Source organism: Mucilaginibacter sp. 21P (genome assembly GCF_019331605.1).
In the GTDB taxonomy this organism is placed as follows: Bacteria; Bacteroidota; Bacteroidia; order Sphingobacteriales; family Sphingobacteriaceae; genus Mucilaginibacter; species Mucilaginibacter achroorhodeus.
Window position 1 is genome coordinate 3,496,835 of sequence record NZ_CP063061.1, and the last position, 24,035, is coordinate 3,520,869.

16 protein-coding genes, 2 tRNA genes and 1 pseudogene are annotated in these 24,035 nt (G+C 42.2%); 7 read left to right on the plus strand and 12 right to left on the minus strand.

What is annotated here, in order from left to right; translation table 11 throughout:
- Positions 1-4 precede the first annotated feature (4 nt).
- On the plus strand, positions 5-1,264 hold the full coding sequence (locus INP83_RS15570; protein WP_219124993.1) for a TCR/Tet family MFS transporter: 1,260 nt from the start codon (positions 5-7) through the stop codon (positions 1,262-1,264).
- Here INP83_RS15570 and INP83_RS15575 read toward each other — a convergent pair.
- Together INP83_RS15575 and INP83_RS15580 are read right to left on the minus strand one after the other, a co-directional pair.
- Positions 1,261-1,854, minus strand: a complete 594-nt coding sequence (locus INP83_RS15575) for a DUF502 domain-containing protein (RefSeq protein WP_219124994.1) — start codon at positions 1,852-1,854, stop codon at positions 1,261-1,263. The genes INP83_RS15570 and INP83_RS15575 overlap by 4 nt on opposite strands.
- A gap of 13 nt (positions 1,855-1,867) precedes the next feature.
- Positions 1,868-4,327 carry a bifunctional UDP-N-acetylmuramoyl-tripeptide:D-alanyl-D-alanine ligase/alanine racemase gene (locus INP83_RS15580; protein WP_219124995.1) on the minus strand — a complete coding sequence of 820 codons (2,460 nt, stop codon included), beginning with the start codon at positions 4,325-4,327 and terminating at the stop codon, positions 1,868-1,870.
- A gap of 57 nt (positions 4,328-4,384) precedes the next feature.
- Here INP83_RS15580 and INP83_RS15585 point away from each other — a divergent pair, with 57 nt between their 5' ends.
- From INP83_RS15585 to INP83_RS15595, 3 genes are all read left to right on the plus strand, one after another.
- On the plus strand, positions 4,385-4,867 hold the full coding sequence (locus tag INP83_RS15585; protein ID WP_219124996.1) for a regulatory protein RecX: 483 nt from the start codon (positions 4,385-4,387) through the stop codon (positions 4,865-4,867).
- A 108-nt stretch (positions 4,868-4,975) separates the two neighbouring features.
- A tRNA-Gly gene (locus tag INP83_RS15590) sits at positions 4,976-5,048 on the plus strand.
- A gap of 48 nt (positions 5,049-5,096) precedes the next feature.
- A tRNA-Leu gene (locus tag INP83_RS15595) sits at positions 5,097-5,181 on the plus strand.
- Positions 5,182-5,259: 78 nt separating this feature from the next.
- On the opposite strand, the pseudogene INP83_RS15600 reads toward INP83_RS15595, so the two are convergent.
- From INP83_RS15600 to INP83_RS15645, 10 genes and pseudogenes are all read right to left on the minus strand, one after another.
- Positions 5,260-6,372 (minus strand): annotated as a pseudogene (locus tag INP83_RS15600) (acyltransferase family protein).
- A gap of 111 nt (positions 6,373-6,483) precedes the next feature.
- Positions 6,484-7,935 (minus strand): TolC family protein, encoded by a 1,452-nt coding sequence (locus tag INP83_RS15605; protein ID WP_146271029.1) that lies wholly within the window; start codon positions 7,933-7,935, stop codon positions 6,484-6,486.
- 5 nt (positions 7,936-7,940) lie between these two features.
- Positions 7,941-9,311, minus strand: coding sequence for an HlyD family secretion protein (locus INP83_RS15610; RefSeq protein WP_146271027.1), 1,371 nt, complete (start codon positions 9,309-9,311; stop codon positions 7,941-7,943).
- Positions 9,304-10,305, minus strand: a complete 1,002-nt coding sequence (locus INP83_RS15615) for an ABC transporter transmembrane domain-containing protein (protein WP_146271025.1) — start codon at positions 10,303-10,305, stop codon at positions 9,304-9,306. Before INP83_RS15615 ends, INP83_RS15610 begins: the two co-directional genes overlap by 8 nt.
- A gap of 137 nt (positions 10,306-10,442) precedes the next feature.
- A complete protein-coding gene (locus INP83_RS15620) occupies positions 10,443-10,793 on the minus strand; it encodes a hypothetical protein (RefSeq protein WP_219124997.1) in 351 nt (116 codons plus the stop codon).
- A 168-nt stretch (positions 10,794-10,961) separates the two neighbouring features.
- Positions 10,962-11,540, minus strand: a complete 579-nt coding sequence (locus INP83_RS15625; RefSeq protein WP_219124998.1) for a YdeI family protein — start codon at positions 11,538-11,540, stop codon at positions 10,962-10,964.
- A 145-nt stretch (positions 11,541-11,685) separates the two neighbouring features.
- Positions 11,686-12,090, minus strand: coding sequence for a TraR/DksA C4-type zinc finger protein (locus INP83_RS15630; RefSeq protein ID WP_146271019.1), 405 nt, complete (start codon positions 12,088-12,090; stop codon positions 11,686-11,688).
- Between the two features lie 91 nt (positions 12,091-12,181).
- Positions 12,182-13,006 carry a hypothetical protein gene (locus INP83_RS15635; protein ID WP_219124999.1) on the minus strand — a complete coding sequence of 275 codons (825 nt, stop codon included), beginning with the start codon at positions 13,004-13,006 and terminating at the stop codon, positions 12,182-12,184.
- A 117-nt stretch (positions 13,007-13,123) separates the two neighbouring features.
- A complete protein-coding gene (locus tag INP83_RS15640) occupies positions 13,124-14,230 on the minus strand; it encodes a mechanosensitive ion channel family protein (protein ID WP_219125000.1) in 1,107 nt (368 codons plus the stop codon).
- Entirely contained in the window at positions 14,230-16,014 is a 1,785-nt protein-coding gene (locus tag INP83_RS15645; RefSeq protein ID WP_146271013.1) for a glycoside hydrolase family 15 protein, read from the minus strand. The genes INP83_RS15640 and INP83_RS15645 overlap by 1 nt, the downstream gene beginning before the upstream one ends.
- Before the next feature lie 171 nt (positions 16,015-16,185).
- Here INP83_RS15645 and glgX point away from each other — a divergent pair, with 171 nt between their 5' ends.
- Genes glgX through treY form a run of 3 tightly spaced genes read left to right on the plus strand, consistent with a single transcriptional unit; the run spans position 16,186 to position 24,018 of the window.
- A complete protein-coding gene (glgX, locus tag INP83_RS15650) occupies positions 16,186-18,297 on the plus strand; it encodes a glycogen debranching protein GlgX (RefSeq protein ID WP_219125001.1) in 2,112 nt (703 codons plus the stop codon).
- A 2-nt stretch (positions 18,298-18,299) separates the two neighbouring features.
- Entirely contained in the window at positions 18,300-20,078 is a 1,779-nt protein-coding gene (gene treZ, locus INP83_RS15655) for a malto-oligosyltrehalose trehalohydrolase (RefSeq protein WP_219125002.1), read from the plus strand.
- Entirely contained in the window at positions 20,071-24,018 is a 3,948-nt protein-coding gene (gene treY, locus INP83_RS15660; protein WP_219125003.1) for a malto-oligosyltrehalose synthase, read from the plus strand. The genes treZ and treY overlap by 8 nt, the downstream gene beginning before the upstream one ends.
- Positions 24,019-24,035 lie beyond the last annotated feature (17 nt).

The following is a 24,035-nucleotide window of genomic DNA, read 5'->3' on the forward strand; positions in this document are numbered from 1 at the left end:
ATACATGACCAAAACTGCTGAACACGGCAAAGCTGCATTAGGATTCATTTTTGTGACCATCTTTATAGATGTGCTCGGCTTGGGTATCATTATCCCTGTTTTACCTAATTTGTTAGAACAGCTTGGCCATGTTGACGTAAGCACTGCCAGCCAGTACAGCGGCTGGCTAACCTTCACTTATGCTACCATGCAGTTTATTTTTGCGCCTGTGCTGGGTAACTTAAGCGATAAAATAGGCCGAAGGCCTGTATTGCTTGTTTCGCTGGTAGGCTTCGGGCTCGATTATGCCCTAATGGCCTTTGCACCAACCATAGCGTGGCTTTTTGTGGGCCGTTTTATAGCAGGTATTGCCGGTGCAAGTACCACTACAGCAACCGCCTACATTGCCGATATTAGCAGTGGCGATAAGCGCGCAGCAAATTTTGGCTTAGTTGGCGCAGCAACAGGTTTGGGCTTCATTTTAGGTATTGGTTTGGGTGGCTTTTTAAGTGGAGTATGGATACGGTTACCCTTTATAGTTGCAGCTTCTCTAGCGCTCATCAACGCAGCCTATGGTTACTTTGTGTTGCCGGAGTCTCTTGCTGATAAAAACAGGAGAGAATTTAATTGGAAACGCGCCAACCCGATAGGATCGTTATTGAGGCTCCGAAAATATTCACGGGCAGTAAGCACGCTGATAACGGCTTACACAATTGTATACATTGCTCAAAAAGCAGTAGAGCATGTGCTACCATTCTACGTAATAGAGAAATTTCAATGGACAACCTACAGTATAGGTGCCTTGGGCATTTTTATTGGCGCTTTGATAGCCGGAATACAAGGCGGTTTGGTAAGATGGACGATACCCAAATTTGGTTTACAAAAGAACATCATGGCAGGCATTGCTTTTTATGGAATCGGACTGGTGATGATATCTGTAATCAACGTTGGCTGGATGATGTATCTCTGTATGATTCCCTATTGCCTTGGCGGCCTTGGTGGTACAGCCCTGCAGGGCTTTATATCAGACCACGTACCGGCCAATGAGCAGGGTGAATTACAGGGAGCCTTAACAAGTTTGGTAAGTGTAACAACTATTATCGGCCCGCTGATGATGACATCCATATTTCATCACTTTACTGCTAAAGGGGCTGCCATTTACTTTCCGGGAGCACCATATCTTTTAGCAGCAATAATGATGTTTATTGCAATTTTACTGGCTTACAGAAGTTTCAAAGGAAAACAAGACTCGCACACCGTTCCTAAAGCCAGTGCACACATTTAGTCCAGACCACTTACACCGCCGGATATAACGAATTTCATTACATCGGCAGCGTTTTTATCTAAAGGTTTTACTTTGTCCGAAGAGATGATCACTACCTGCCCCGCAAACGAATAAGAATAAGGAAAATAAACTGCCACCTCTCCCGGCAAATTAATTTTGGCGAGATCTTTTTGAACAAGAAATCCTATCTTTTTTAAACCAAATTCATTCACCTCAACAATAACCGGCTCATTAAATTTCTTCTCCTCACCCACGAAAGCCTCAGTAAGATCTTTAATGGATGAATAAAGGAATTTAAAAAGTGGCAATCTGTTAAGCCATCTACCGGCCCAGCGTTTAATAGGCTCTGTGATAACATTGGTAACCAATATACCCGCAACAACTACAACTACAATTACTGTTAAAATTCCCAGCCCCGGAATGTAGAGCGGGCGTCCTTTGCTGTCAACCCATAACTCACTGCTCAAATTAAGGGAAGTATCTATGCGCGAAATTATCCAGAAGATGAGAAAAAAAGCAGCCCCCAATGGCACAACTACCAACAGGCCTTTTACAAAATAATTAAGTAAAGCGCGGAAAATACGGGTCATTAGCACAAGTAAATTACTCGTAAAAGTACACTCTTTTTACTCGTTGCGAAATATTTGTAAGTATTTCGTAAGGGATAGTTCCTATCTGTGCAGCTAATTCTTCAATGCGTTGGTGCTCGTTAAACACAATTACCTCATCTCCTTCTTTTACCTCAACATTGCTGACATCAAGCATACACATATCCATAGTGATATTCCCAACAGTGGGCACTAAGGTTCCGTTTATCAGCATTTTACCAACACCGTTACCGAAAGCCCGCAAATAGCCATCGGCATAGCCAATGCGCACAGTAGCGATCTTGCCATCGGCATTAAGGCTTCCACTGCGCATGTAACTTATAGTTTCATTAGCCAACACCTTCTTTACTTGCGATACCGTTGTTTTTAGCGTAGCAATCGGTTGCAAAGCAGTACTCTCACGAGGCACTGCTGCATCAACGCCATATAAACCGATACCTAACCGTACCATATCATATTGTGCATTTGGCCAGCGCGTTATGCCGGATGTATTGCTAATGTGTTTGATAACCGTGTAGCCTAAAGCCTCTTCAATTGCTTTATAGATCTTCTCGAAAGTATTTATCTGATGCAAGGTAAAAAGGTCATGCTGCTCGGCATCACTTGCCACCATGTGAGAATACACAGATTCAACATGAATATAAGGGTTCACTTCCAGCAGGTCGCAAAGTGTCTCTATATCATACTCCTCAAAACCAACGCGGTGCATTCCCGTGTCTATTTTGATGTGTACAGGATAGTTAAGTATTTCTTCTTCCTGCGCAAATTTCACAAACTCGTCCAATAAACTAAAACTATAAATAGCAGGCTGTAATTTATTGGCTACGAGCTTATCATATGCCAATGGTTCAGGATTTAAAACCATTATCGGCAATGTTATTCCCGTTTCGCGCAGGGCAATACCCTCGTCAGTATAAGCCACTGCAAGGTAATCAACCTTGTTATACTGCAATATATTAGCCACCTCAAAAGTACCGCTACCGTATGAGAATGCTTTTACCATCACCATTATCTTAACGCCGGGATCAAGTTTAGCTTTGTAAAAGTTGAGGTTGTTTAAAAGTGTATTCAGGTTTATCTCCAAAACAGTTTCATGTGCTTTTTGTACCAAAGCACGGCTTATCTTCTCAAATTCAAAACTACGGGCCCCTTTTATAAGGATGGTTTCTTCCTGCAAATGCAAACGCGAAAGATCGTTTAACAAAGCCGCTGTGTCTGCATAAAAATGCAGTTGAGATTCACCGAAGAATGATCTGTATTGCCCTAAAGCCTTACCAACACCGATGAACCTATCTACCTGTGCGTTACTCACCAACTGCGACACACGCTTGTAAAGCTCCTCTTCCTGCAAACCGGATTGATAGATATCAGACAGTATTAACGTTTTTTTGTTATGCTGATTTTGTTGCTTTAAAAAGTTGAGAGCTATCTCCAATGATTGGATATCGGAGTTGTATGAATCATCAATGATCGAGCAGTCGTTTATACCGTGTTTAAGCTCCAGGCGCATACTTACTGGTGTAAGGCGCTCTATGCGATCATCGCAAACATCAGGCGAATAGCCTAAAGCCAGCATAGTTGCCCAACAGGTAATGGCATTTTCAACAGATGCTTCATCCCGGTACGGAACAAGGCATTCTATTTCTTCGCCTTTGTAAATAGCACGCATATAATAGCGACCGGATATTGTTGTCTCGCTGAAAACATACAAATTTGCGATATTAAATTTACGGCTCCAGGTAAAGCATTCGCGCCCCCGCATATGTTCCGGGAAGTCTATCAGCAGATCGTATTGATAAATAATTTGTCGGCAATCGTCAAACAAACGCAGTTTCTCTTCAAGTTTCTGCCTTGGGGATTCAAAGCCCTCATCATGCGCAGTGCCCATGTGTGTTAATATACCTATAGTAGGTTGTATTATAGCTTGTAAGCGCGGCATCTCTCCTATAGACGATATCCCGGCTTCGAAAATACCGAGATCATTGCCTTCTCCCATCTGCCAAACTGACAACGGTACACCAATCTGTGAGTTATAGCTTTTAGGGTTACGTACAATGTTATGCTCCGGGCACATCAGTTGATAAAGCCATTCTTTAACAATCGTTTTGCCATTACTACCGGTTATACCTATTACATCGAAACTAAATTGCCTGCGATGATGAGCAGCAAGTTTTTGCAAAGCCGTCAAAACATCGTTAACTAAAAGAAAATTAACGTCGGTAGCAATTATGTCTGGCTTGCGGGTGACTACGAAATTACGAACACCGTAGGTATAAGCTTCGGATATAAACTCATGGCCATCTCGCCTGCCGCTCAAAGCAAAAAAGAGAGTTGCTCCCGGATGATTGATGCGGCGGCTATCTGTCACTAAAAGGCTTATTTGTGAATCTTCAACAATTTCACCGGTAGCGTCAATGATCTGCTTTATCTCGCTAATAGGATAAGTAGCTTGCATGGTACTAAATTGCTTATATTTCTGTAAAGAGAAGAATTTTAACGAATTTTGACATTGATGGATGCTCCAAAAAAAACACGTATCACCAACGTAAACATAGCGAAAGCTAAAGCGGAGCATTATTGCGCTTACCAGGAGCGTTCCCAACAGGAGGTTCGGGATAAATTATATGACTGGGGGCTTTGGCCTGATGCTGTTGAACAGATCATAACCTACCTGATTGAAGAAAACTTCCTTAATGAAGAGCGCTTTGCCAAGGCTTATGTTAAGGGGAAATTCAATCAAAAACAGTGGGGCCGTATTAGGATAAAGCAGGGGCTTAAATTGAAACGGGTATCACCTAACCTGATAAGGAAGGCTATGCTGGTGATTGATGCCGATGATTATATAGCTGCACTTACCAGGCTTATTGAAAAGAAAGCGCCGACCATTTTTGAGAAGGACACCTTTAAAAGGCGCTACAAACTGCAGCAATACGCTATGGGCCGTGGTTACGAGGCCGATCTTATCAGCGATGTTTTGAAAGCCAACGACTTATGAAATACTTTAAAAAAAGTTAACTTTTTACTTGCAGAAACTTCATTTCTCGCTATATTTGCACCACGCAAAACAGAAACGAATTTAGTTTTTGTAGCGCGAGACACCAACGCGAAAGTAGCTCAGTTGGTAGAGCACGACCTTGCCAAGGTCGGGGTCGCGAGTTCGAATCTCGTCTTTCGCTCAAATCCCTCTTCTACAGAGGGATTTATTTTTAAAAGGTTAATCACCTGCTCAGATGGTGGAACTGGTAGACACGCAGGACTTAAAATCCTGTTCCCGTAAACGGAGTGCGGGTTCGATTCCCGCTCTGAGTACAAAACAGAATCGAACAAATAAAGCCTGATATTTGCATATCAGGCTTTATTGTTTTACGGGCGCAAAGTAACTACTGCTTAGAGTTTAACTGACCGTTTTCCCAAGCATCTCCTTACCGGCTCATCATACCATTTGAGCGCAGCATAAGCTAAAGCGATGCTGCCAAATAACATCAATGAGGCGTAAGGCCAGGCTTGCAACAGCGTAACGCCTTTATTATCGCTTATCCAGGCTACGTAAAAGTAAACAAGCGGATAATGCACCAAATAAAGTGGATAAGAAATATCCCCAAGAAATTTACATATCTGGTATTCCCGGCCGTTTTGCAAAACACCGCTTGCTCCCATATAAACTATGAGCGGGAATATGATGATAATACAGGTAGACTCGTAAACGCCATTCATCCAAAGGTGTGCAGCGCCACCGATGCGGGGCATGTAAAGCACTACAGCTAACAAGAAACTGCACATTAAAAATGCATTTTTGATGTAGGCAGGCTTCAAAATCCTGGACATCAGCAATCCCGCTAAAAACGGATAGATTGTCCGCGTAAGTCCCACACGTACTTGCTCTGCATTTAATGTCCAACCGCCGCTAACATCACCGTTGGTGATAGCCAATTGTGCAAGTGCTATTGCCGCTAAAACTACCAATACTGTTAATGCTGTATTAGAAAACTTTCTTATCCAAACGGCATAAAGAATATTGGCGATATATTCAAAAAACAGCGACCATCCTACGCTGTTAAGCGGATGCATCTCCTGCCAGCCGCGAATATCAAGCGGTAATGGTACCGGTAAAACGGTATATCCTATCAACATCACCAGCAGCATCTTTCAAACCGGCACGGTGTGGATCAATGGCCAGATGGTTGAATCTGTGAAATAAAAACCTATTGCACCCAAGGTCATACCCAGTACAACCATTGGTTGCAACCGCATAATGCGACGCTTAAAAAATTCAGTCACCGTCATTTGTCGCCAGCGATCATCGTAAGCATAACCTATCACAAATCCCGACAGTAGAAAGAAAAAGTCAACAGCCAAATAGCCGTGATTAACCAATATGTCCAAATGCCCGGTACCTAAAGGCTCTGTAAGGTGAAAAGTTACAACTATGATTGCTGAGACACCTCGAAGGCCGTCCAAAATGGGATAATGTGGCTTGGTTGATAAGTTTTGGCTACTCATTTATTACACAGTTTTACTGATGCGACTTTTCGCAAAATATAAAATATGGGCAAAAAATGCCGTTTAAAAACAAAAAAGGGCTATCCAGTTTGGATAACCCTTTAAACAAAACTATAAATTTTGCCGCGTTCCGGCCTTATAATACAGTTCAGCAAGGGTTTTCTGATAACCTGCTATCATGCTCTCGCGTTTGATTTTCATATCTAAGAGCTTGCTTTCCCGGCTGTTGATCAGGAAAAGGGTGCTTTCTCCCAGATCAAATTTTTGCAACTCACCGGTAAGCAATATTTGCTGGTTATTAATGCTCTGCACTTGTATACCCAATTGCGACCGGTATGCGTTCAAACTGTTGTAGGAGCCCAGGATGTTGTTATTTATTTCCCTGCCACTTTGCTGCAGATCGTAACCTAACTGTTGTTGTTTGATCTTCACTTCGCGCAGTTTACCACGCTCCTTTCGCAGGAATAAAGGAAATTCAAACTCTAAACCAACTTTATAATTGCGCCAGTTAAAATCGTAATAATCGGGTACGTAAGTGTTAAAATCGCGGCGTGATGAGATAAGTGCGCCCATAATATTGATCTTAGGTTTCATCACTTCCTGCCGGTAACGGCGCTCAATATCTAATTGGGTGCCCTTGGCCCTAAGCTTAACCAGTTCAGGGTGCTGATCTTTAGCTTGAGCAACTAAACTGTCCAGTATGGCATTACCAGGCAAAATAACCTTATCGCCCACTCGTTGCGGAATGGCATTTTGTGGCAACTCTAATGGTACCCCCTGCTCGTTCCATAAATTATTGGATAGCAGTAGTTTTGCGTTCTGTAGTTCTATTGCGCTTTTAGCAAGCTGTATCTCCCTGTCTTGTACGGTTATACTGGCCTCTACAGAATCTATTGGCGGCTTATCCCCTATTAAAGTTTGGTTCCTTACGGCAATAAATCGTTTTTGCGCAAGTTCTACGCCTTCTTTAAGCAAGATGTATTCCTGGTATTTATAATACCATTCCCAATAGTTTTTAACGGCATCATACCAAACGGAGTTGATCTGTTTTACCTTATCGGCTTCTGCATAAGCCACCATGGCTTTTGCCTGCCACAGTGTATTGCGGCGTGCATCAATGAGTAAGCCTTGCCCTAAAGGAATGCTAAGCCCAACGGCAGTAAGTCCGTCAAGACCGGTGCGTGTTTCAGGATTTGTGTATGTACCAACATTTCGGTCATAACCAATTTTTAGATCAGCACCGGCAACGTACAAAGGTATCTTAAGCTCGCTTCCCCAATTGTTGTAATATTCTGTATTCCCAAATAGTTTACGCCCAAAGTCTGCCTTAATTTTAGGATCGAAGTAACCTAAAGATTGCAGGACATTTGCTTTTGCTGCGTCGGTAAGTAATGCTGCCTGCTTCACTACAGGATGGTACTTGAAAACCAGGTCCTGCAGATCAGCCAATGCAAATACGTTCTCAGTATCTGCTTTTGGAGGCGACTGTGCGTGAGCTATACCCACCATCATCAACGCCGCGATAAAAACTGCAGCTATATGTTGTTTCACTTTCGTTGTCATGCTAATTATCCTTTCTTTCCGTCTGTAGCTTTTGCTGCAGGTTCTTTATCAAGGCTTGGTGGGAAACCATTTAACTGACGCCATATCTCATACCATAACGGCACAGAACGAAGGATTATCCGCCCATACACGCCCGATCCCTGGCGTAGCTGTACCGGCCATTCCTCATCATTCTTTGGTACGGGCGTCTCTGGCTTAACCAGCACACGATACTTACCATCACTACTGCTAACCCTGTCAATGGCCCATATTTTACCGGCAAATGTACCTACCGCAACTGATGGCCAGCCTGAAAACTGTACCGATGGCCAACCCTCAAATTGAAGACGCACATCGCTTGTATCTAATATCAAAGGCACATCCATAGCGTTAACATAAAGTTCTGCAGCTATCTTAGGATTTTTAGGTTGAAGTGTGGCAATGGACTCACCTTCTTTGATATTCTCGCCGATACCTGCCTTAAGTGTCTTTACTACATAGCCAGACTGCGGTGCACGCACTACGTAAAGCCCTCTGCGAATAGTAATGTTAGAAATATCATTACGCAATTTGGCTATTTCGCCTTGTACACTCGCTTTGCTTGATAATGCTGAACCCAGATCAGATTGTGCCTTAGCTAACGATTCCTGATACTTAGCGCGAATGTTATCCAGATCAATGCGGGCATTAAGCAGGTTTTGCTTGGAGTTGTTGAGCTTATTTTGCTGACCGATCACTTTGGCCATATCTTCCTGAAGCTTAAGTCTTCGAGTTTCAATATCGGTAAGAGAGAATAAACCATTCTTGTAACCGGCTTCGTACCGTGCCAATCGCGCCTTTGATGTTTCGTAAAAGTTTTGGATAGCCACAAGGTCGGCGCTATCGATCTTCACATAGTTGATAGATTGCTTAACCTTATTTTCAGCAGCTGAAAGCTGGAAACGAAGACCGCTACTTAGTGCAGCCATTTGTGCATTAGTAGCTTCTATTTTCTTCACAGCCGCTTGTTCGCTTCCAATTTTAGCGTTAAGCTGCTCGTCCAGGCGCTTAGGCAATTCAGGGTCAAAGTACGATTGGCTGGTCTCTGAGATCACCAGAATGGTATCACCTTTCTTAACCTCTTGTCCATCGCGCACCGCCCAGTGCTCAATACGGCCACCTATCTGGTTCTGTACGGTCTGCGGGCGGTCTTCGGGTCGTAAGGCTGTTACAGTACCCTTACCTTGTATCGTCTGTCTCCATGGCAACATCAATATAATGATGAATAACACCAGGCAAATGGTCATGATACGGCCCAGTAAACGCGAACCTTTCACATTTATCAACTCATCTTTTGATTGCACAGCAAGGTTTTCCATGTGCTGGTTATGCAATCCTTGTTCGGTAAGCTTAGCCATGTTGTGGTGCTCCTTCCATTTCAAGATCGGTAACTACGGCAAGTTTTTCGCTGCCGGTAACCATATCAAATACAGTGTTCATGTTTGTTAACAGTTTTTCAATTGCATAGCTTATTTGTACGATAATTACCTCTGCGGCTACAAACTGCCCAAACGTCATCTGGCGCTCTACAACAAAGAAAGACCCCAACAACAGCAGCGCGCCCATTAAGATTGTGCGTAGTGCGACAGAGCCCATTAAGTATTTTCTTAATACGCTAAAGTGACTATTACGTGCTGTAAGATATTTAGCGTTGATATCATCAGTAGTTTTTACAACCCTATCCATCATTTCCGGGTTATTACGGTAACTGTCCAGATCACCGGCTACGTCCTCTAAATGCGCAACAAGCTCGTATTTGTAATGAGATTCATCAAGGCTGGTTTCAACACCCTGCCTGTAGTAAAGCAATACGATTACCACTATGGCAATTATTGCCAACAGGCCTACAGCCATAAATACCGGATGATAAAAAGAAAGCAGAATAGCACTAAAAAATACCTGCACAGCAGCAGCCACTATATCTATCAAAAGTTTGGTTAAACCCTTTTGAATTGTAAGAATGTCAAAAAAACGATTAACCAACTCAGGCGGGTGCTCGCCTTCCCATTCTGATTTTTTTATCCGTGGCAAGCGATAGGCAAACTCCATTGAGGCTTTAGTGAAGATCTTCTGCTCAAGAAATTCCACCAAAGTATACTGGCCGATCAAAAGGCAACCGCCTATAACAATACCAATAAGAACAACCGCAATTAAAAGATATGTTGAGCTGTACATTGCACCATTAGATAACAAATTGAAAACAGCGGTTGTACCCAAAGGCAAAGTGAGGCCAATTAGCCCGATAAGTATGGCGTATACAAAAATGTAGTTAATGGTATTACGCTCGTAATGTAAAATGCGTACAAGCCTTTGCCAGGGTGTAACTACATCTACATGCTTATTTTTTTTCATAAAAGAGTTAAAAGCTATTAGTGTGTAAATAGTAAGGGCATCGTCGGTTTATTTGCCGACATTGTAACAAGGTTGTGACAATTTTGTGCGAAAAAATTGTTCACAATTTTGAAAATAATAAAGCTGTTTAAACGGAGCTAACAGACGTTAGGAGGAGGTGTCAGGACAACTTTTAATGGCTCTGTAAAAATGCCAAAGCTGTAAGGTTCCCAGGGAATAGACGAGGTAATGATCCTTGATAAGGAACTAAAGGTGATCTGATAGTTAAAATAAGAATAACTTTTTTTCGAACCTTTTTCAAAACCATCCTCGGCAGAAGACTTGCTATCGTTATTTAGCCTGTTATCACCATCCATCGATTTCTCAGATGCAAATGCACTGTGATGCGCTACACATTGCTCGATAAAAAGATCGCACGACTTAGCCAGGAACACTATAACGAGGAGTAATCCAAGCGAGCGAAAAATAAGCGACCTTTTTAAAAGCATTACTAATTGCATTTTGCGCAAAAGTAACCATTTAATACACTAAGTGTTTGCTCGAATAACTAAAAATATAGCAATATAGACACGAAAATGACCGATTTTACAATTTCTTAAAACACTAATTAAAAACAAATTAGAGACTTATTAGAAAGTGTTAAGAAACAAGTTTTCTCAATCGTCGATTCCTTTGCCTGCTAATATACGGGAGATGTGCTTGTCTATTCTCGCTTCGCGGGTTTTAGCTTGTTTAGCCGATGAGAAATGCAATAGATAGCCTCGCTGCCTACCAGGAGTTAATGATTCAAATGCCTTTTTTAAGTCAGGTAACTCTTTAAGCTTGGCCTCAAATTCATCGGGCATGGTAAATTCCTTGGTCTTCTTGAGCGCTATTTTAAGCCCGGCCTTTTCTACTTCTATCGCTTCGAATATATATGACTTAATTGTCTTTTCTAATTTTACAATATCATCAATGTTGGTAAATCGCATTTGCCTCGCCGATTGTACATTTTTCGTTTGCTGCACAAGCAAGCTATCGGCATCGTTCAGCAACGCGCCTTTAAAGAAAAGCAAAGCGCAGTATCCCTTAAAATCATGGATCAGTACAACATTAGCGCCGTTTAAAGTATAGCAAGGGTGCCCCCATTTCAACTCCTCATTAAGGCTGCTCTGTAAAACAATCGCACGCAGCTTATTTACTTCCTGTTTCCAGGCCTTATCTTTTTCAAAATAGAAATTAACTTTCGGGTTCATTTGGTTAAGTTGATACTCAAATTTAAAATCTTTAGAAGAGAAATGGCAGCTTTTATAACAAAGTTAATTCCTCTCGAAAAAATTTATAAAATAGAAAAGCCGACTTACATAAGCCGGCTTTCATGATAGCAGAATGACCTGATTCTTAGTTTTGTTTCAATTTAGCTTCCATGCTTAATGTGGTATGTGGCACAGCTTTTAAACGTTCTTTTTGTATCAACTTACCGGTAACACGGCAAACGCCGTAAGTTTTATTGGCAATACGCACCAATGCAGCGTCTAATTGCTCTATAAATTTTTTCTGACGACCGGCTAATTGATGTAAACTTTCTTTTTCTAAAGTAGCAGATCCATCTTCAAGAGTTGAGTAAGCAGCTGATGTATCGTCAGTTCCGTTTGGATTACTGCTACCTAAAGATGACGATAGTGCTTCTAACTCTTCCTGAGCTATAGCTTTTTTCTGCATAATTATATCTTTGAATTCCTCAAGCTCTTTGTCTGAGTACCTCGTTCTCTCGCGTGATTCGGTTTGATTTTCCATGATGTCCATAACAGCTGTTAATGTGTAAGGTTTTATAAATCTAAAATTATTAGTATGGTAAAAAACGTTGTATATCAATCACAAAAGCATTTATTATCAGTTAGTTTGGGTACAATAATAAAGGCACGTTTATCAGTTGCGGTTGATTCAAGCTAAGCTTTTTACCTATAAAATAACTATAATGTTGCGAGTGGTTGATCAGTACCAATGCATCGTTTTTCATTGCATGAACTAACACATCGGCCACGGTTGCAATATCATTTGATTTTATGTGATGGAAATTTAGTCTTTCGTAATTACCGCACCCTTTAGCAACCTCAAAAAACACCTGCTTCGCAAAGTCGGTACTCATGTCAGGTATTCCGGAAGCAGCAACGTGGCCAATAAACAGTTCCGTTTTATTAGGGTGTGTTAGCTTACTCAGATAACCTAAAACATCTGTACGGCACCACCGAAGATCTGTGATGTAAGTAAGCCTTTGTATGCTTTTGTAAGACCAATTTGCTGGCAAAACCAACATTGGTACTGATATTTTATTAAGGACAACTTGCAGATCGAGCTGTTTTGCCATAGCATTGGATGTCAGTTCGTGATCTGCCGGTACCATTACCATAGTAATGTTGTTTTGATTGATAAATGACGCAACCGAACTGCTGTCGAGATCCGTGATATCAACTTCACGTATTAACGTTTCATCGCCCTCCGTGTACTGGTTTAAAACATTTAGATAATGAAACAAGTGTTCATCAATGTGATGTTCGTCATCTTCGGTGCCCGAAACCAGGCTTAGTTCAACGCTTTCAGATCTGATAACCTTGCTCCCTATCAATAAACCGGCATTTATGCTTTTAGCAAACATCAATGCTGCCTCCGCTACACTCCTGGCTTCAACGCTATTATCGTTGATAACAAAAACTGATTTCATAAGTAGATAGATAAGTACTTATAAAAACAGCGTAAGTTATATTGGGTTTTAATTAGTAATTAATTTTTTAATATTGATTATCAATACTAAATGACCATTTGAAGACACAATGACGACTTACACATCAGAAGCAAAGCTTTTTTTGAACGCATCGCGAGCGGAATCGATTTGTATTCTATTTTTAGGCAAACTGGCCGGGTAGTTCTGCTGGAGGTATTTGATCAGGTTTTCCCGGATATAGCAACGCAGGTCAAAAGCTATCGATGAATTACGTGCACTAACCAAAGCGCGGAGTTCGATAGTACTTGGTTTAACATCTGTAACCTGTAATATACCAACACGCTTATCCCATAACGGCGTTTCGTTCAATAAGCGTGTCAGTTCGGTACGAAGCGAGTCAATCGGCACCTCATAATCTACATATAAAAATACGGTGCCTAATAGCTGTGATGTAGTACGCGTCCAGTTTTGAAATGGCTTTTCTATAAAATAGTTGATAGGTAGTATTAACCTGCGTTGGTCCCATATATTGAGCACTACGTAGGTAAGGGTTATATCTTCAACCCTGCCCCATTCGCCTTCAACTACCAGTACATCATCTATACGGATGGGCTGTGTAAAAGCTATCTGAAAACCTGCCAGCAAGTTGCCTAATGATTTTTGCGCAGCAAAACCAATAATGATACCGCCAATACCTACACCTGTAAGCAAACCTGCACCCAACTTGCGAACATTATCAAAGCTTAGCAGAATAAGCGCCAGTGTTATCAGGATGATAAGCACAGTAGTGAGTTTGCGCACAAACTGCAATTGCGTGCGCACTTTGCGTTCTTTTAAGTTGTCCTCTTTATTTAAATCGTATTTATAGTAAATAAAGTCTTCAAGAATTTTGATAGCATTGGTAAGCAGCGCTGCAAATGATATTAACAGCAAAATACCTAACCACTTTTTTACATCATCCGCATAATCATCCTTTAATGCAAAATAAGGCAACAGGATGTTAAGCGTTAAAAGCGGTATGAAATGATTAAGCGATCTGCTAAAATGCGTAACAAAAGACCGCAAGAATGAATACTCGGCTTCTTTCCTGTTTTTATAGTAATTCAGCAACAGCTTAACAACAAATTTTACTACGAAGCCTATAGCCAGTACCGCGGCTATGATAATGAGGTTCCATAGAAAATGTGGTACTTGTTTATACCACGCATTAAACTGCCTTTCCATTATAAAAATATTGGCCTGTCTAACTTAACTGCTATACGGTAAGCGGCGTTCATTAAACCTACATGGCTGTACGCCTGCGGGAAATTACCCCATTGGCTGCCGGTCTTTTCATCAACATCTTCACTAAACAGCAATAAGTGATTACAGTATTTCATCAATTTTTCAAATTCGCGCATGGCGTCGTCCATGCGGCCAACGCAGGCAAGTGCCTCTACATACCAAAAGGCACATATCAGGAAAGTTGTTTTGGGCTTGCCAAAGTCATCCTGGTGAATATATCTGAAGAATAACCCACCCTCTGTTTTCAATTCGTTTTCAAGCGCTATAAGGTGGTCTTTAGCTCTTTGCGATGAAGGATCGAGATAATTCATCATGATGAGTTGCAGCGTACTCGCATCAAGGTGCGGACTGCCTGCAGCATGCGTATACACTTTACGTACCGGATCGTAACAACTTTCTATATGCGCTGCTGCCCTGGCTTTTAGTGCCAGCGCACGTTCAACCAATTCTTCGTTGTTTATCGTGAGCGCAATTTTTTCTGCAGCACAACAACCAGCCCATTGGAACAGATTACTATAGCAATGTATGTGCGCTATGTTCCTAAACTCCCATATACCGGCATCCTTTTCATCGATGGTCCGTTCAATTTTATCCAGTATAGATGATATCCATTTATGAGAATCCTTGCGTTCGCTAAAAACAAAACGATGATCTGTGTATAGCGGCAACAAAGAGACCAGTACCTGCCCGTAAATGTCATTCTGGATATGCTCTGATGCCTGGTTACCAATACGTACCGGGCCGTTACCCAGGTAACCTTCAAGATGGTCCATTATCTCTTCAGTAAGATCTTTACGGCCGTCGATACCGTATAGCGGCTGGTACCTGAATGTACTTTCGCCGAAGGAGATATCTGTTACGTAACCAAAATAACGTTCCATCTCCTCAAAATGCCCGATGTGGTTTAATGAGGTAAGCACATAATATGTATCGCGCAGCCAACAATAGCGGTAATCCCAATTACGCCCACTACCCGGAAACTCGGGTAAACTGCTGGTGCTTGCCGCGATGATAGCGCCTGTATCCTCGTACTGATGGATCTTTAAAGCCAAAGCTGAGCGTATTACATATGGCTGAAAGTATCCGGCTATAGATGAGTGCTTGATCCATAGTCGCCAGTAATCAGTGGTTTCACGCAAATATTCCTCAGCAAGGCCAACTAATGAACGGTCTATCTCAACCCCATAATTTAACAGCAGGTAGCGGGTATCGTTAAGCGAAAAATATGCCTGCTCATCCAGGTAGGTTAGCGGGATATTTGAGGTAAGTGTCATGTGTTCATCGCAGCTGGTGTATGCTATTGAATCGCTGCCCAAAGCCCTTGTCCATTTCTTGCGGCCATAGTCGCAAACAGGATCGCAGATGACCCTGATGCGTGGATTACCCTCAAGCGGCTCAATTTTGCGTAGTAAAATAAGCGGCTTAAAATAACGATCATGCCTGCGAAAACGCGGGGCATAATCAGTGATACGATACTTCCCGTTCTCGCAGGTAACCTCTGTGCGTAATATGTTTGTGTTTTCTAAATAGTATTGCTTAGTGGTATATTCTCCCATTGGTTTAATGGAAAATTCGCCTCCTTTATTTCTGTCCAGCATACCACCAAAAATAAACTGACTATCAAAACGGGGCCAGCACATCCATTCAACATTTGTATCTGTACTGATGTGGGCTAAATAGGCACAATTGCCTATGATACCTGTTTGGTAGGTATGTTTTTCCATTTACTGCTTGTTATATCTTAAATATTTCCCTTGCAACAACCATTAGCATCATTTGTTATCAAAAAGCTTAAAGTTTTGATATAATGCAGCAAATGTCAATCGACAATTGTTTCGTAATAAGAAAATCACGATTGCAAAAAACATTTCAGGAATATTATCCTTTAAAAGAACATGAACAAAATCTATCCTGGAAAACCTTATCCTCTGGGTGCTACGTGGGACGGTAATGGCGTTAATTTCGCTTTGTATGCAGATAACGCAACCGGCGTTGAGCTTTGCCTTTTCAATGGTGATGCCCCTGAGGAGAAAATAAAAATAACCGAACGTACGCATCAGATATGGCATTGTTATTTACCTGGTATTAACCCTGGGCAGCTTTACGGCTACCGGGTTGACGGCCCTTACGATCCGCAGAATGGCCAAAGGTTTAATGTCAACAAATTACTTATCGACCCATATGCCAAAGCTTTATCAGGAACGATAGACTGGCATGATTCGCTTTTTGGCTATGAAGTTGGTAATGCTGATGAAGACTTAAGCTACAGTGATACTGACAGTGCTCCGTTTATCCCAAAATCTGTTGTTATTGATTCTGCATTCGATTGGGGGGACGATAAGTTCCCTCGTATTCCTTATTATCAATCTGTTATTTACGAGATGCACGTTAAGGGCTTTACGCAGATGCATCCTGATATCCCTGAAGAGATCCGCGGAACTTACGCGGCTATTGGTCACCCGGCATCAATTAAATATCTGAAAGAGCTGGGGGTTACTGCAGTAGAACTGATGCCTATTCATCAGTTTGTCAATGATCGTCACTTGCTTGAAAAAGGCTTGTCAAATTATTGGGGTTACAACTCTATAGGTTTCTTTGCTCCTGATATTCGTTATGCAGGCAACGTGCCATGCGGCGAACAAGTGCAGGAGTTTAAGCAAATGGTAAAAGAACTGCATAAGGCCGGCATCGAGGTAATATTGGACGTGGTATATAACCATACCGGAGAAGGTAACCAAATGGGGCCAACCCTATCATTTAAGGGTATTGACAATGCATCATATTACAGGTTAGTTGATGATAATAAACGCTACTATAACGACTACACCGGCACCGGCAATACCTTAAATGCCAACCTGCCTAATGTGCTGCGCTACATTATGGACAGCCTCCGTTACTGGATCACAGAGATGCATGTTGACGGATTTAGGTTTGACCTTGCCGCCACCCTTGCACGTGAGTTGCACGATGTGAATAAGTTAAGTGGTTTCTTTGAGATCATTTACCAGGACCCAATTATATCACAGGCTAAAATGATTGCCGAACCATGGGATATTGGTGAAGGTGGCTACCAGGTTGGTAACTTCCCGCCGGGATGGACAGAATGGAACGGCAAGTTCCGCGATTGTATCCGTGACTATTGGATAGGTGCTGATAGTATGCTTGGCGAGTTTGGCCAGCGCTTTACCGGCAGCCCCGATCTTTACCAGGATGATAACCGTCGCCCTACTGCAAGTATCAACTTTATCACCGCACATGACGGCTTTACCCTTAATGACCTCGTTACTTACAATGAAAAACACAACGAGGCCAACGGTGAGGATAACAACGATGGCGAAAGCCACAACAGATCATGGAACTGCGGTGCCGAAGGGCCTACCGATGACCCGGAAGTAAACAAACTCCGCGCCCGCCAAAAACGCAACCTGTTAACTACTTTATTCTTATCGCAAGGTGTACCCATGCTGGTTGCAGGCGATGAATTTGGCCGCACCCAAAACGGTAACAATAATGCCTATTGCCAGGATAACGAAATATCATGGTTAAACTGGGCTGCTGCTGATAAAGAACTGTTGGAGTTTACAAAGCGTTTGATCCAGTTACGTAAAGATCATCCTGCGTTCCGCCGCAGAAGATGGTTCCAAGGAAGGCCGGTTAAGGGCAAAGGCCTGGAAGATATCGCCTGGTTTTTACCTGAAGGTAACGAGATGGAGGAAGAAAACTGGAACCATGACTTTGCTAGATCGTTGGGTATTTTCTTAAATGGTATGGGTTTGCATACAGTAAACAATGTTGGCGAACCGGTTACCGATGATGATTTCTACGTGATCTTCAATGCGCATTATGAACAGTTAGAATATCACATCCCCAATGTATTAGTGAATAAAAAATGGGAGATCATTTTAGATACCAGCAACGATGAAACCACCGATCAGCCCTTAGCTAAAAAAGAAGTGATCACCGTTGAGGGGCGCTCGGTAATAGTACTGCGAAGCAAAGCTAACTGATTATGAAAAATAGGAAGGATCTGGTGCCGGGGATAAAATTTATCAATAACAGCGAAATTTCTGTAGTGCTTTGGGCGCCAAACGCTTCCAATGTTGAACTTGTTTTAGAAAGCGGTAAGTCCTTTGATCTTCAAAAACAAGCCAGAGGATACCATACGCTTATTACAGATGAACTTAAACCCGGCGACCTTTACAAATTCAGACTTGATGGTAAAAAGGAACTTCCAGACCCTGACTCTCGCTCCCAGCCGCAAGGCGTGCACGGATATTCTGAAATAGTAAAGTTAGAATTGCCTACTCAAGCACAGCCAGGCATACCCTTGGCAGATTATATAATTTATGAGTTGCACACTGGTACATTTACGCCCTGTGGGGATTTTAATGGTGTTGTCACCAAATTAAAATACCTGAAAGAACTTGGTGTTAACGCTATTGAAATTATGCCTGTTGCACAATTCCCCGGCGAACGTAATTGGGGATACGACGGAGTATTTCCGTATGCGGCGCAAAGTTCTTATGGAGGTCCACAGGGATTGGCCGACCTGGTAGATGCTTGCCACAAAGAAGGTCTTGCAGTTATATTGGATGTGGTTTACAACCACGTAGGACCTGAAGGAAACTACTTTAACGAATTTGGCCCTTACTTTACCGATAAATATCATACTCCATGGGGTAATGCCATTAACTTTGACGATGCCGGATCTGATGAGGTACGAAAGTATATCATAGAAAACGTTTTGATGTGGTTTAGTGATTTCAAGATAGATGCTTTACGGTTAGATGCTGTGCACGCCATAAAAGATTTCGGTCCTAAACACATCCTGCATGAAATACGTGAGCGTGTGGACGGATTGATGGCGGAAACAGGAAATAAGCATTACCTGATCATCGAATTTGATCTAAACGACAATCGTTTTATCAATCCGCTAATACAGAACGGTTTTGGGATGGATGCACAATGGATAGATGAATTTCACCATGCATTACGTGTAACCGCAGGTGGCGATAAAACCGGCTATTATGCCGAGTTTGAAGGCATTAAACATCTTGCAAAAGCTTACCAGGATGCTTATGTCTACGATGGTGTTTATTCGGAGGGCCGCCAGAAAACATTTGGTACCAAAGCAGATAACCCCGGCGAACAGTTTGTTGTTTTTACTCAAAACCACGACCACGTAGGTAACCGCATGCTCGGCGAGCGAACAAGCAATTTGTTCAGCGTTAATATGCAAAAGCTCATGGCTGCTGCGATAATGGTAAGCCCTTATTTGCCAATGGTGTTTATGGGAGAAGAATACGGCGAGCAAAATCCCTTCTTGTACTTTGTTAGCCATACGGACAAGGAACTCATCAAAGCTGTAAGAGATGGCCGCCGCAATGAGTTTAAAGCTTTCCATGCGGAAGGCGAAGCGCCGGATCCTCAATCGCCGGAGACGTTTGAAAGATCAAAACTAAATTGGGACAGTCTTGAGGAGGCGGATCACCAACAAATGCTTGGTTACTACAAACAGTTGATCGCTTTACGAAAGTCAACTCCGGCTTTAAAAAATAACAACAGAAAACAACTTGAGGTGAGCTGTGACGAGGAAAAACAGATCTTACAATTGCGCCGCTGGCAGGATGTGCAGCACGTTTACTGCTTCATGAATTTCTCCAAAACAGAGCAAACCTTTGAACCACCAGCCGGAGGCAAGATTATTTTCTCTTCCTCATCCGCCGGTCAGCAACCAAAAATAATCAAACCTGAATCAATAATTATTTACGCCAAAGATCATGTTTGACCCTATCTCTACCTACCGGATACAGTTTCATAAAGATTTTACATTTAAGAACCTTGAAGCCATCATTCCCTACCTGACAGATCTGGGTATAAAAACGCTTTATGCCTCCCCTATTTTCAGTGCGGTACCAGGTAGTAATCACGGTTATGATGGCACCGATCCGCTATCTATCAACCCCGAAATAGGGACGCTTGAGGAGTTGAGGGAAATCAGCTTTAAGCTTAAAGAAGCTGGTATAAGTTGGCTGCAGGATATCGTTCCCAACCACATGGCATTCCATTACGATAATAAGTGGTTGATGGATGTGTTAAAGAACGGTCCGCAATCAAAATATAAGGATTACTTCGACCAGAGCCTGGCAGATGGCGCATTCTTTAAAGGGCCTGTTATGGTCCCGTTTCTGGGTGATGATCTGCAAAATGTGATTGATAATGGCGACTTAAGCATAATTAACAAAAATGAGGAATTCTTTTTGGCTTATGCAGACCAGCGCTGGCCGTTGAATAACGCCGCTACGACTGGCTTACAAAAAGCCGATCTTGTCTCCATAAATAAAAATAAAACTCGTTTAGCGGAGCTTGCTTCACAGCAATATTACCGTTTATGCAGCTGGAAGGAAACTGATAACCAAATCAATTTCCGCCGGTTTTTCACGGTAAATAGTTTGATCTGTTTGAACATCCAAAAGCAGGAAGTATTTGATCATTTCCATCAGTTTATTGTTCAACTCATAAATGAAGGTATCATCCAGGGTTTGCGTATAGACCACATTGACGGTTTGTATGATCCCGAGCAATACACAGAACGTTTGCGCCAACTTGTTGGCGATGATGTTTACATTGTAGCTGAAAAGATATTAGAACATGGCGAAGAGCTATCGCAATGGCCTATACAAGGTACCAGTGGCTACGATTTTTTGGCGCAGGTGAATAATTTGTTTACCGATAAAAAAGCGGAAAAAGCTTTTAACAAACACTACCAAAAACTTATTGGGAATTCTACAGCGGTCGAAAATCAGATACACCGCAAAAAGAGGCTGATCCTAACAACCTATATGAATGGTGAACTGGATAACCTTACCAATTATTATTTTGAATTGGGTTTGGGAGATAGGTCGGGAGCCGAGAGGGTAAAAAATTCAATAGCCAATCTGTTGATAGATCTTCCCGTGTACCGTTTTTATGGTAATAAGTGGCCGTTAAATGATGATGAGCAGGACAAACTTGCATCCGTTTTAAAAGATCAAATTGGCTTGTTTGAGTCGGGTACTAATGAAAACTTACTACTGTTTTATCAACGCTGCATGCAATTCAGCGGGCCGTTGATGGCTAAGGGCGTTGAAGATACGCTGATGTATACTTACAACCGCTTTATTGCACATAACGAGGTTGGCGACGCACCAGACGCTTTTGGTGTAACAGCAGATCAGTTTCATCAATTGATGGAGGCACGGCAACAACAATGGCCGCTGGCTTTAAATGGAACATCTACCCATGACACCAAACGAGGCGAAGATGTACGCACCCGTTTAAATGTTTTAAGCCATCTTGGTGATGAGTGGTTTGATAAAGTGAACAAATGGCGTGAGATAAATGCCGGTTTAAAACAAGGTGACGCTCCTGATACCAACGACGAGTATTTTATATATCAAACATTTATCGGCACTTATGCAGGAGGCACTGAAGACCTCGAAACATATAAAGAGCGCTTAAGTGCTTATTTAGAGAAAGTTTTACGGGAAGCTAAAGTACATTCCAACTGGGCATCGCCAAACGAAGATTATGAAAACGCGACAAAAGCGTTTGCCTTGAATCTTCTGGATGATACAAGTCCATTTTGGAAAAGCTTTGAAGCATTCTATAAAAAAGTTGCGCAGTATGGTGCTATTAACTCGTATGCTCAGGTGGCACTTAAACTAACCTGCCCGGGAGTACCGGATCTATATCAGGGCTGTGAACTTTGGGACTTGAGCATGGTAGACCCGGATAACCGCAGACCGGTTGATTATGAGCTGAGACAAAATTTACTGCAGGAAGGCTTCGGCGCTAAAGCATGGATACAAAACGATGGCTCATTCAAACTACACTTACTTCAAAGACTATTGAAGCTAAGATCGTCGATAGGAAATTTCTCTAATGGCAACTATTTGCCACTACAAGTCAAAGGCAAACATGCTAACGACGTAATTGCATTTGCACGTGTTTTCAAAGACCAATGGATCATAACAATTGCACCGCTAACGTTAACCAACGTTGCTGAGAACGGCATTGATAAATATGATGCAAAGCATTGGGCCGACACCATTGTGTTGCTTCCGAATGAAGCGCCGCCACGCTGTAGTGATGCCATCACTGGTAAAGACATCTCGCTTAAAGCAGAGATCAAACTAAAGAAGATCCTGGTAGATCTGCCGCTGACCGTATTACATCTTAAACCGTCAGACAGTGCACGGAGTGCCGGTGTATTGCTGCATATTACGTCTTTGCCTTCTGCATTTGGCAACGGAGATTTTGGCAGCAATGCCTTTGCTTTTGCCAACCAACTAAAGGCTGCTAATCAGCGATACTGGCAAATACTACCGCTTAATGCCGTAAGCGAAACGGATGCCTTTTCACCTTATAGTGGCACGTCAAGTCAGGCTGGTAATTTATTGCTGATAAGCCCGGAGTTATTAGTAAAAGATGGTTTACTTACTGATAATGAGCTGCAGAAGTTTAAAATAATCCCGGGAAGCAAAGTTGATTTTATTGCTGCCGAAAGCGCGAGATTTCAATTACTTGAATTAGCCTGGAAGCATTTCAACACATCCGTTGAAAATAAAACTGCATTTGCTGAATTTTGTAAAAAGGAAGAATGGTGGCTGAACGATTTTGCACTCTATTCGCTTCTGAAAGAGATCAACGACGATGCGCCATGGCAAAAATGGGACAACAAATTTAAACTTCGCGATAGCAAAACACTCAACGAACTTTCGGTTGAACATGAGGAAAGATTGGCTGAATTAAAGTGGTATCAATTTATATTTACCACGCAATGGCACCAACTTAAGGCCTATTGCAATAATTTGGGCATCAAAATATTTGGTGACCTTCCATTTTACATCAGTCATGATTCTGCAGATGTTTGGGCAAATCCGGGGCTATTTGATCTTGACGAAGACCTGAACATGGCAAGCATTTGCGGCGTGCCACCGGATTACTTTAATGAGGAAGGACAACTTTGGGGCATGCCAACTTTTGATTGGCAAAACCTTAAGAAAACAGGTTATGATTGGTGGATAAAAAGGATAGCAAAAAACCTGGAATGGTATGATCTTTTGCGATTAGATCACTTTAGAGCATTCTCGGCCTACTGGAGCGTACCTGCCGAAGAAAAAACAGCTATCAATGGGACGTGGATGAAAGGGCCCGGCAGCGACTTTTTTGATGAGCTTAAAAAAGCGTTCCCTGCCACGCCTTTCGTCGCAGAGGATCTTGGTGAGATCGATGAACTTGTATATGAGCTTAAGGATCGCTACCATCTGCCGGGTATGAAAGTATTGCAATTTGCCTTCGGAGATGACATTGCAAGTTCCCCACATATCAGTCATCAGCATAAGCCTACTGATGTAGTATACACAGGTACGCATGACAATAACACCACCTTAGGCTGGTTTAATGAAGACGCCTATAAAACATCGCTGAAAAACCTGAAAAGATATACCGGCACAATACCAAAGAAGAGTAACATAACTAAAGTGCTTATAAAAGAAGCGTTATCATCTGTTTGTGACTTATCACTAATCCCCATACAAGACTGGCTCGATCTTGATGAAAGTGCGCGAATGAATACGCCAGCCAGTCAATCTGAAAACTGGACCTGGCAACTTACAAAAGACCAGCTTAATGCCCTTCCTTTGAATCGCATGCGCAAGTGGACCATATTTTTCGGCAGGATCTAACAGCCTGATCAGCATCT

What these genes read in the sequence shown, in the direction of transcription:
- INP83_RS15570 (WP_219124993.1), top strand. Translation starts at nt 5, where the DNA reads ATGACCAAAACTGCTGAACACGGCAAAGCTGCATTAGGATTCATTTTT.
- INP83_RS15575 (WP_219124994.1), bottom strand. Translation starts at nt 1,854, where the DNA reads ATGACCCGTATTTTCCGCGCTTTACTTAATTATTTTGTAAAAGGCCTG.
- INP83_RS15580 (WP_219124995.1), bottom strand. Translation starts at nt 4,327, where the DNA reads ATGCAAGCTACTTATCCTATTAGCGAGATAAAGCAGATCATTGACGCT.
- INP83_RS15585 (WP_219124996.1), top strand. Translation starts at nt 4,385, where the DNA reads ATGGATGCTCCAAAAAAAACACGTATCACCAACGTAAACATAGCGAAA.
- INP83_RS15605 (WP_146271029.1), bottom strand. Translation starts at nt 7,935, where the DNA reads ATGACAACGAAAGTGAAACAACATATAGCTGCAGTTTTTATCGCGGCG.
- INP83_RS15610 (WP_146271027.1), bottom strand. Translation starts at nt 9,311, where the DNA reads ATGGCTAAGCTTACCGAACAAGGATTGCATAACCAGCACATGGAAAAC.
- INP83_RS15615 (WP_146271025.1), bottom strand. Translation starts at nt 10,305, where the DNA reads ATGAAAAAAAATAAGCATGTAGATGTAGTTACACCCTGGCAAAGGCTT.
- INP83_RS15620 (WP_219124997.1), bottom strand. Translation starts at nt 10,793, where the DNA reads ATGCTTTTAAAAAGGTCGCTTATTTTTCGCTCGCTTGGATTACTCCTC.
- INP83_RS15625 (WP_219124998.1), bottom strand. Translation starts at nt 11,540, where the DNA reads ATGAACCCGAAAGTTAATTTCTATTTTGAAAAAGATAAGGCCTGGAAA.
- INP83_RS15630 (WP_146271019.1), bottom strand. Translation starts at nt 12,090, where the DNA reads ATGGACATCATGGAAAATCAAACCGAATCACGCGAGAGAACGAGGTAC.
- INP83_RS15635 (WP_219124999.1), bottom strand. Translation starts at nt 13,006, where the DNA reads ATGAAATCAGTTTTTGTTATCAACGATAATAGCGTTGAAGCCAGGAGT.
- INP83_RS15640 (WP_219125000.1), bottom strand. Translation starts at nt 14,230, where the DNA reads ATGGAAAGGCAGTTTAATGCGTGGTATAAACAAGTACCACATTTTCTA.
- INP83_RS15645 (WP_146271013.1), bottom strand. Translation starts at nt 16,014, where the DNA reads ATGGAAAAACATACCTACCAAACAGGTATCATAGGCAATTGTGCCTAT.
- glgX (WP_219125001.1), top strand. Translation starts at nt 16,186, where the DNA reads ATGAACAAAATCTATCCTGGAAAACCTTATCCTCTGGGTGCTACGTGG.
- treZ (WP_219125002.1), top strand. Translation starts at nt 18,300, where the DNA reads ATGAAAAATAGGAAGGATCTGGTGCCGGGGATAAAATTTATCAATAAC.
- treY (WP_219125003.1), top strand. Translation starts at nt 20,071, where the DNA reads ATGTTTGACCCTATCTCTACCTACCGGATACAGTTTCATAAAGATTTT.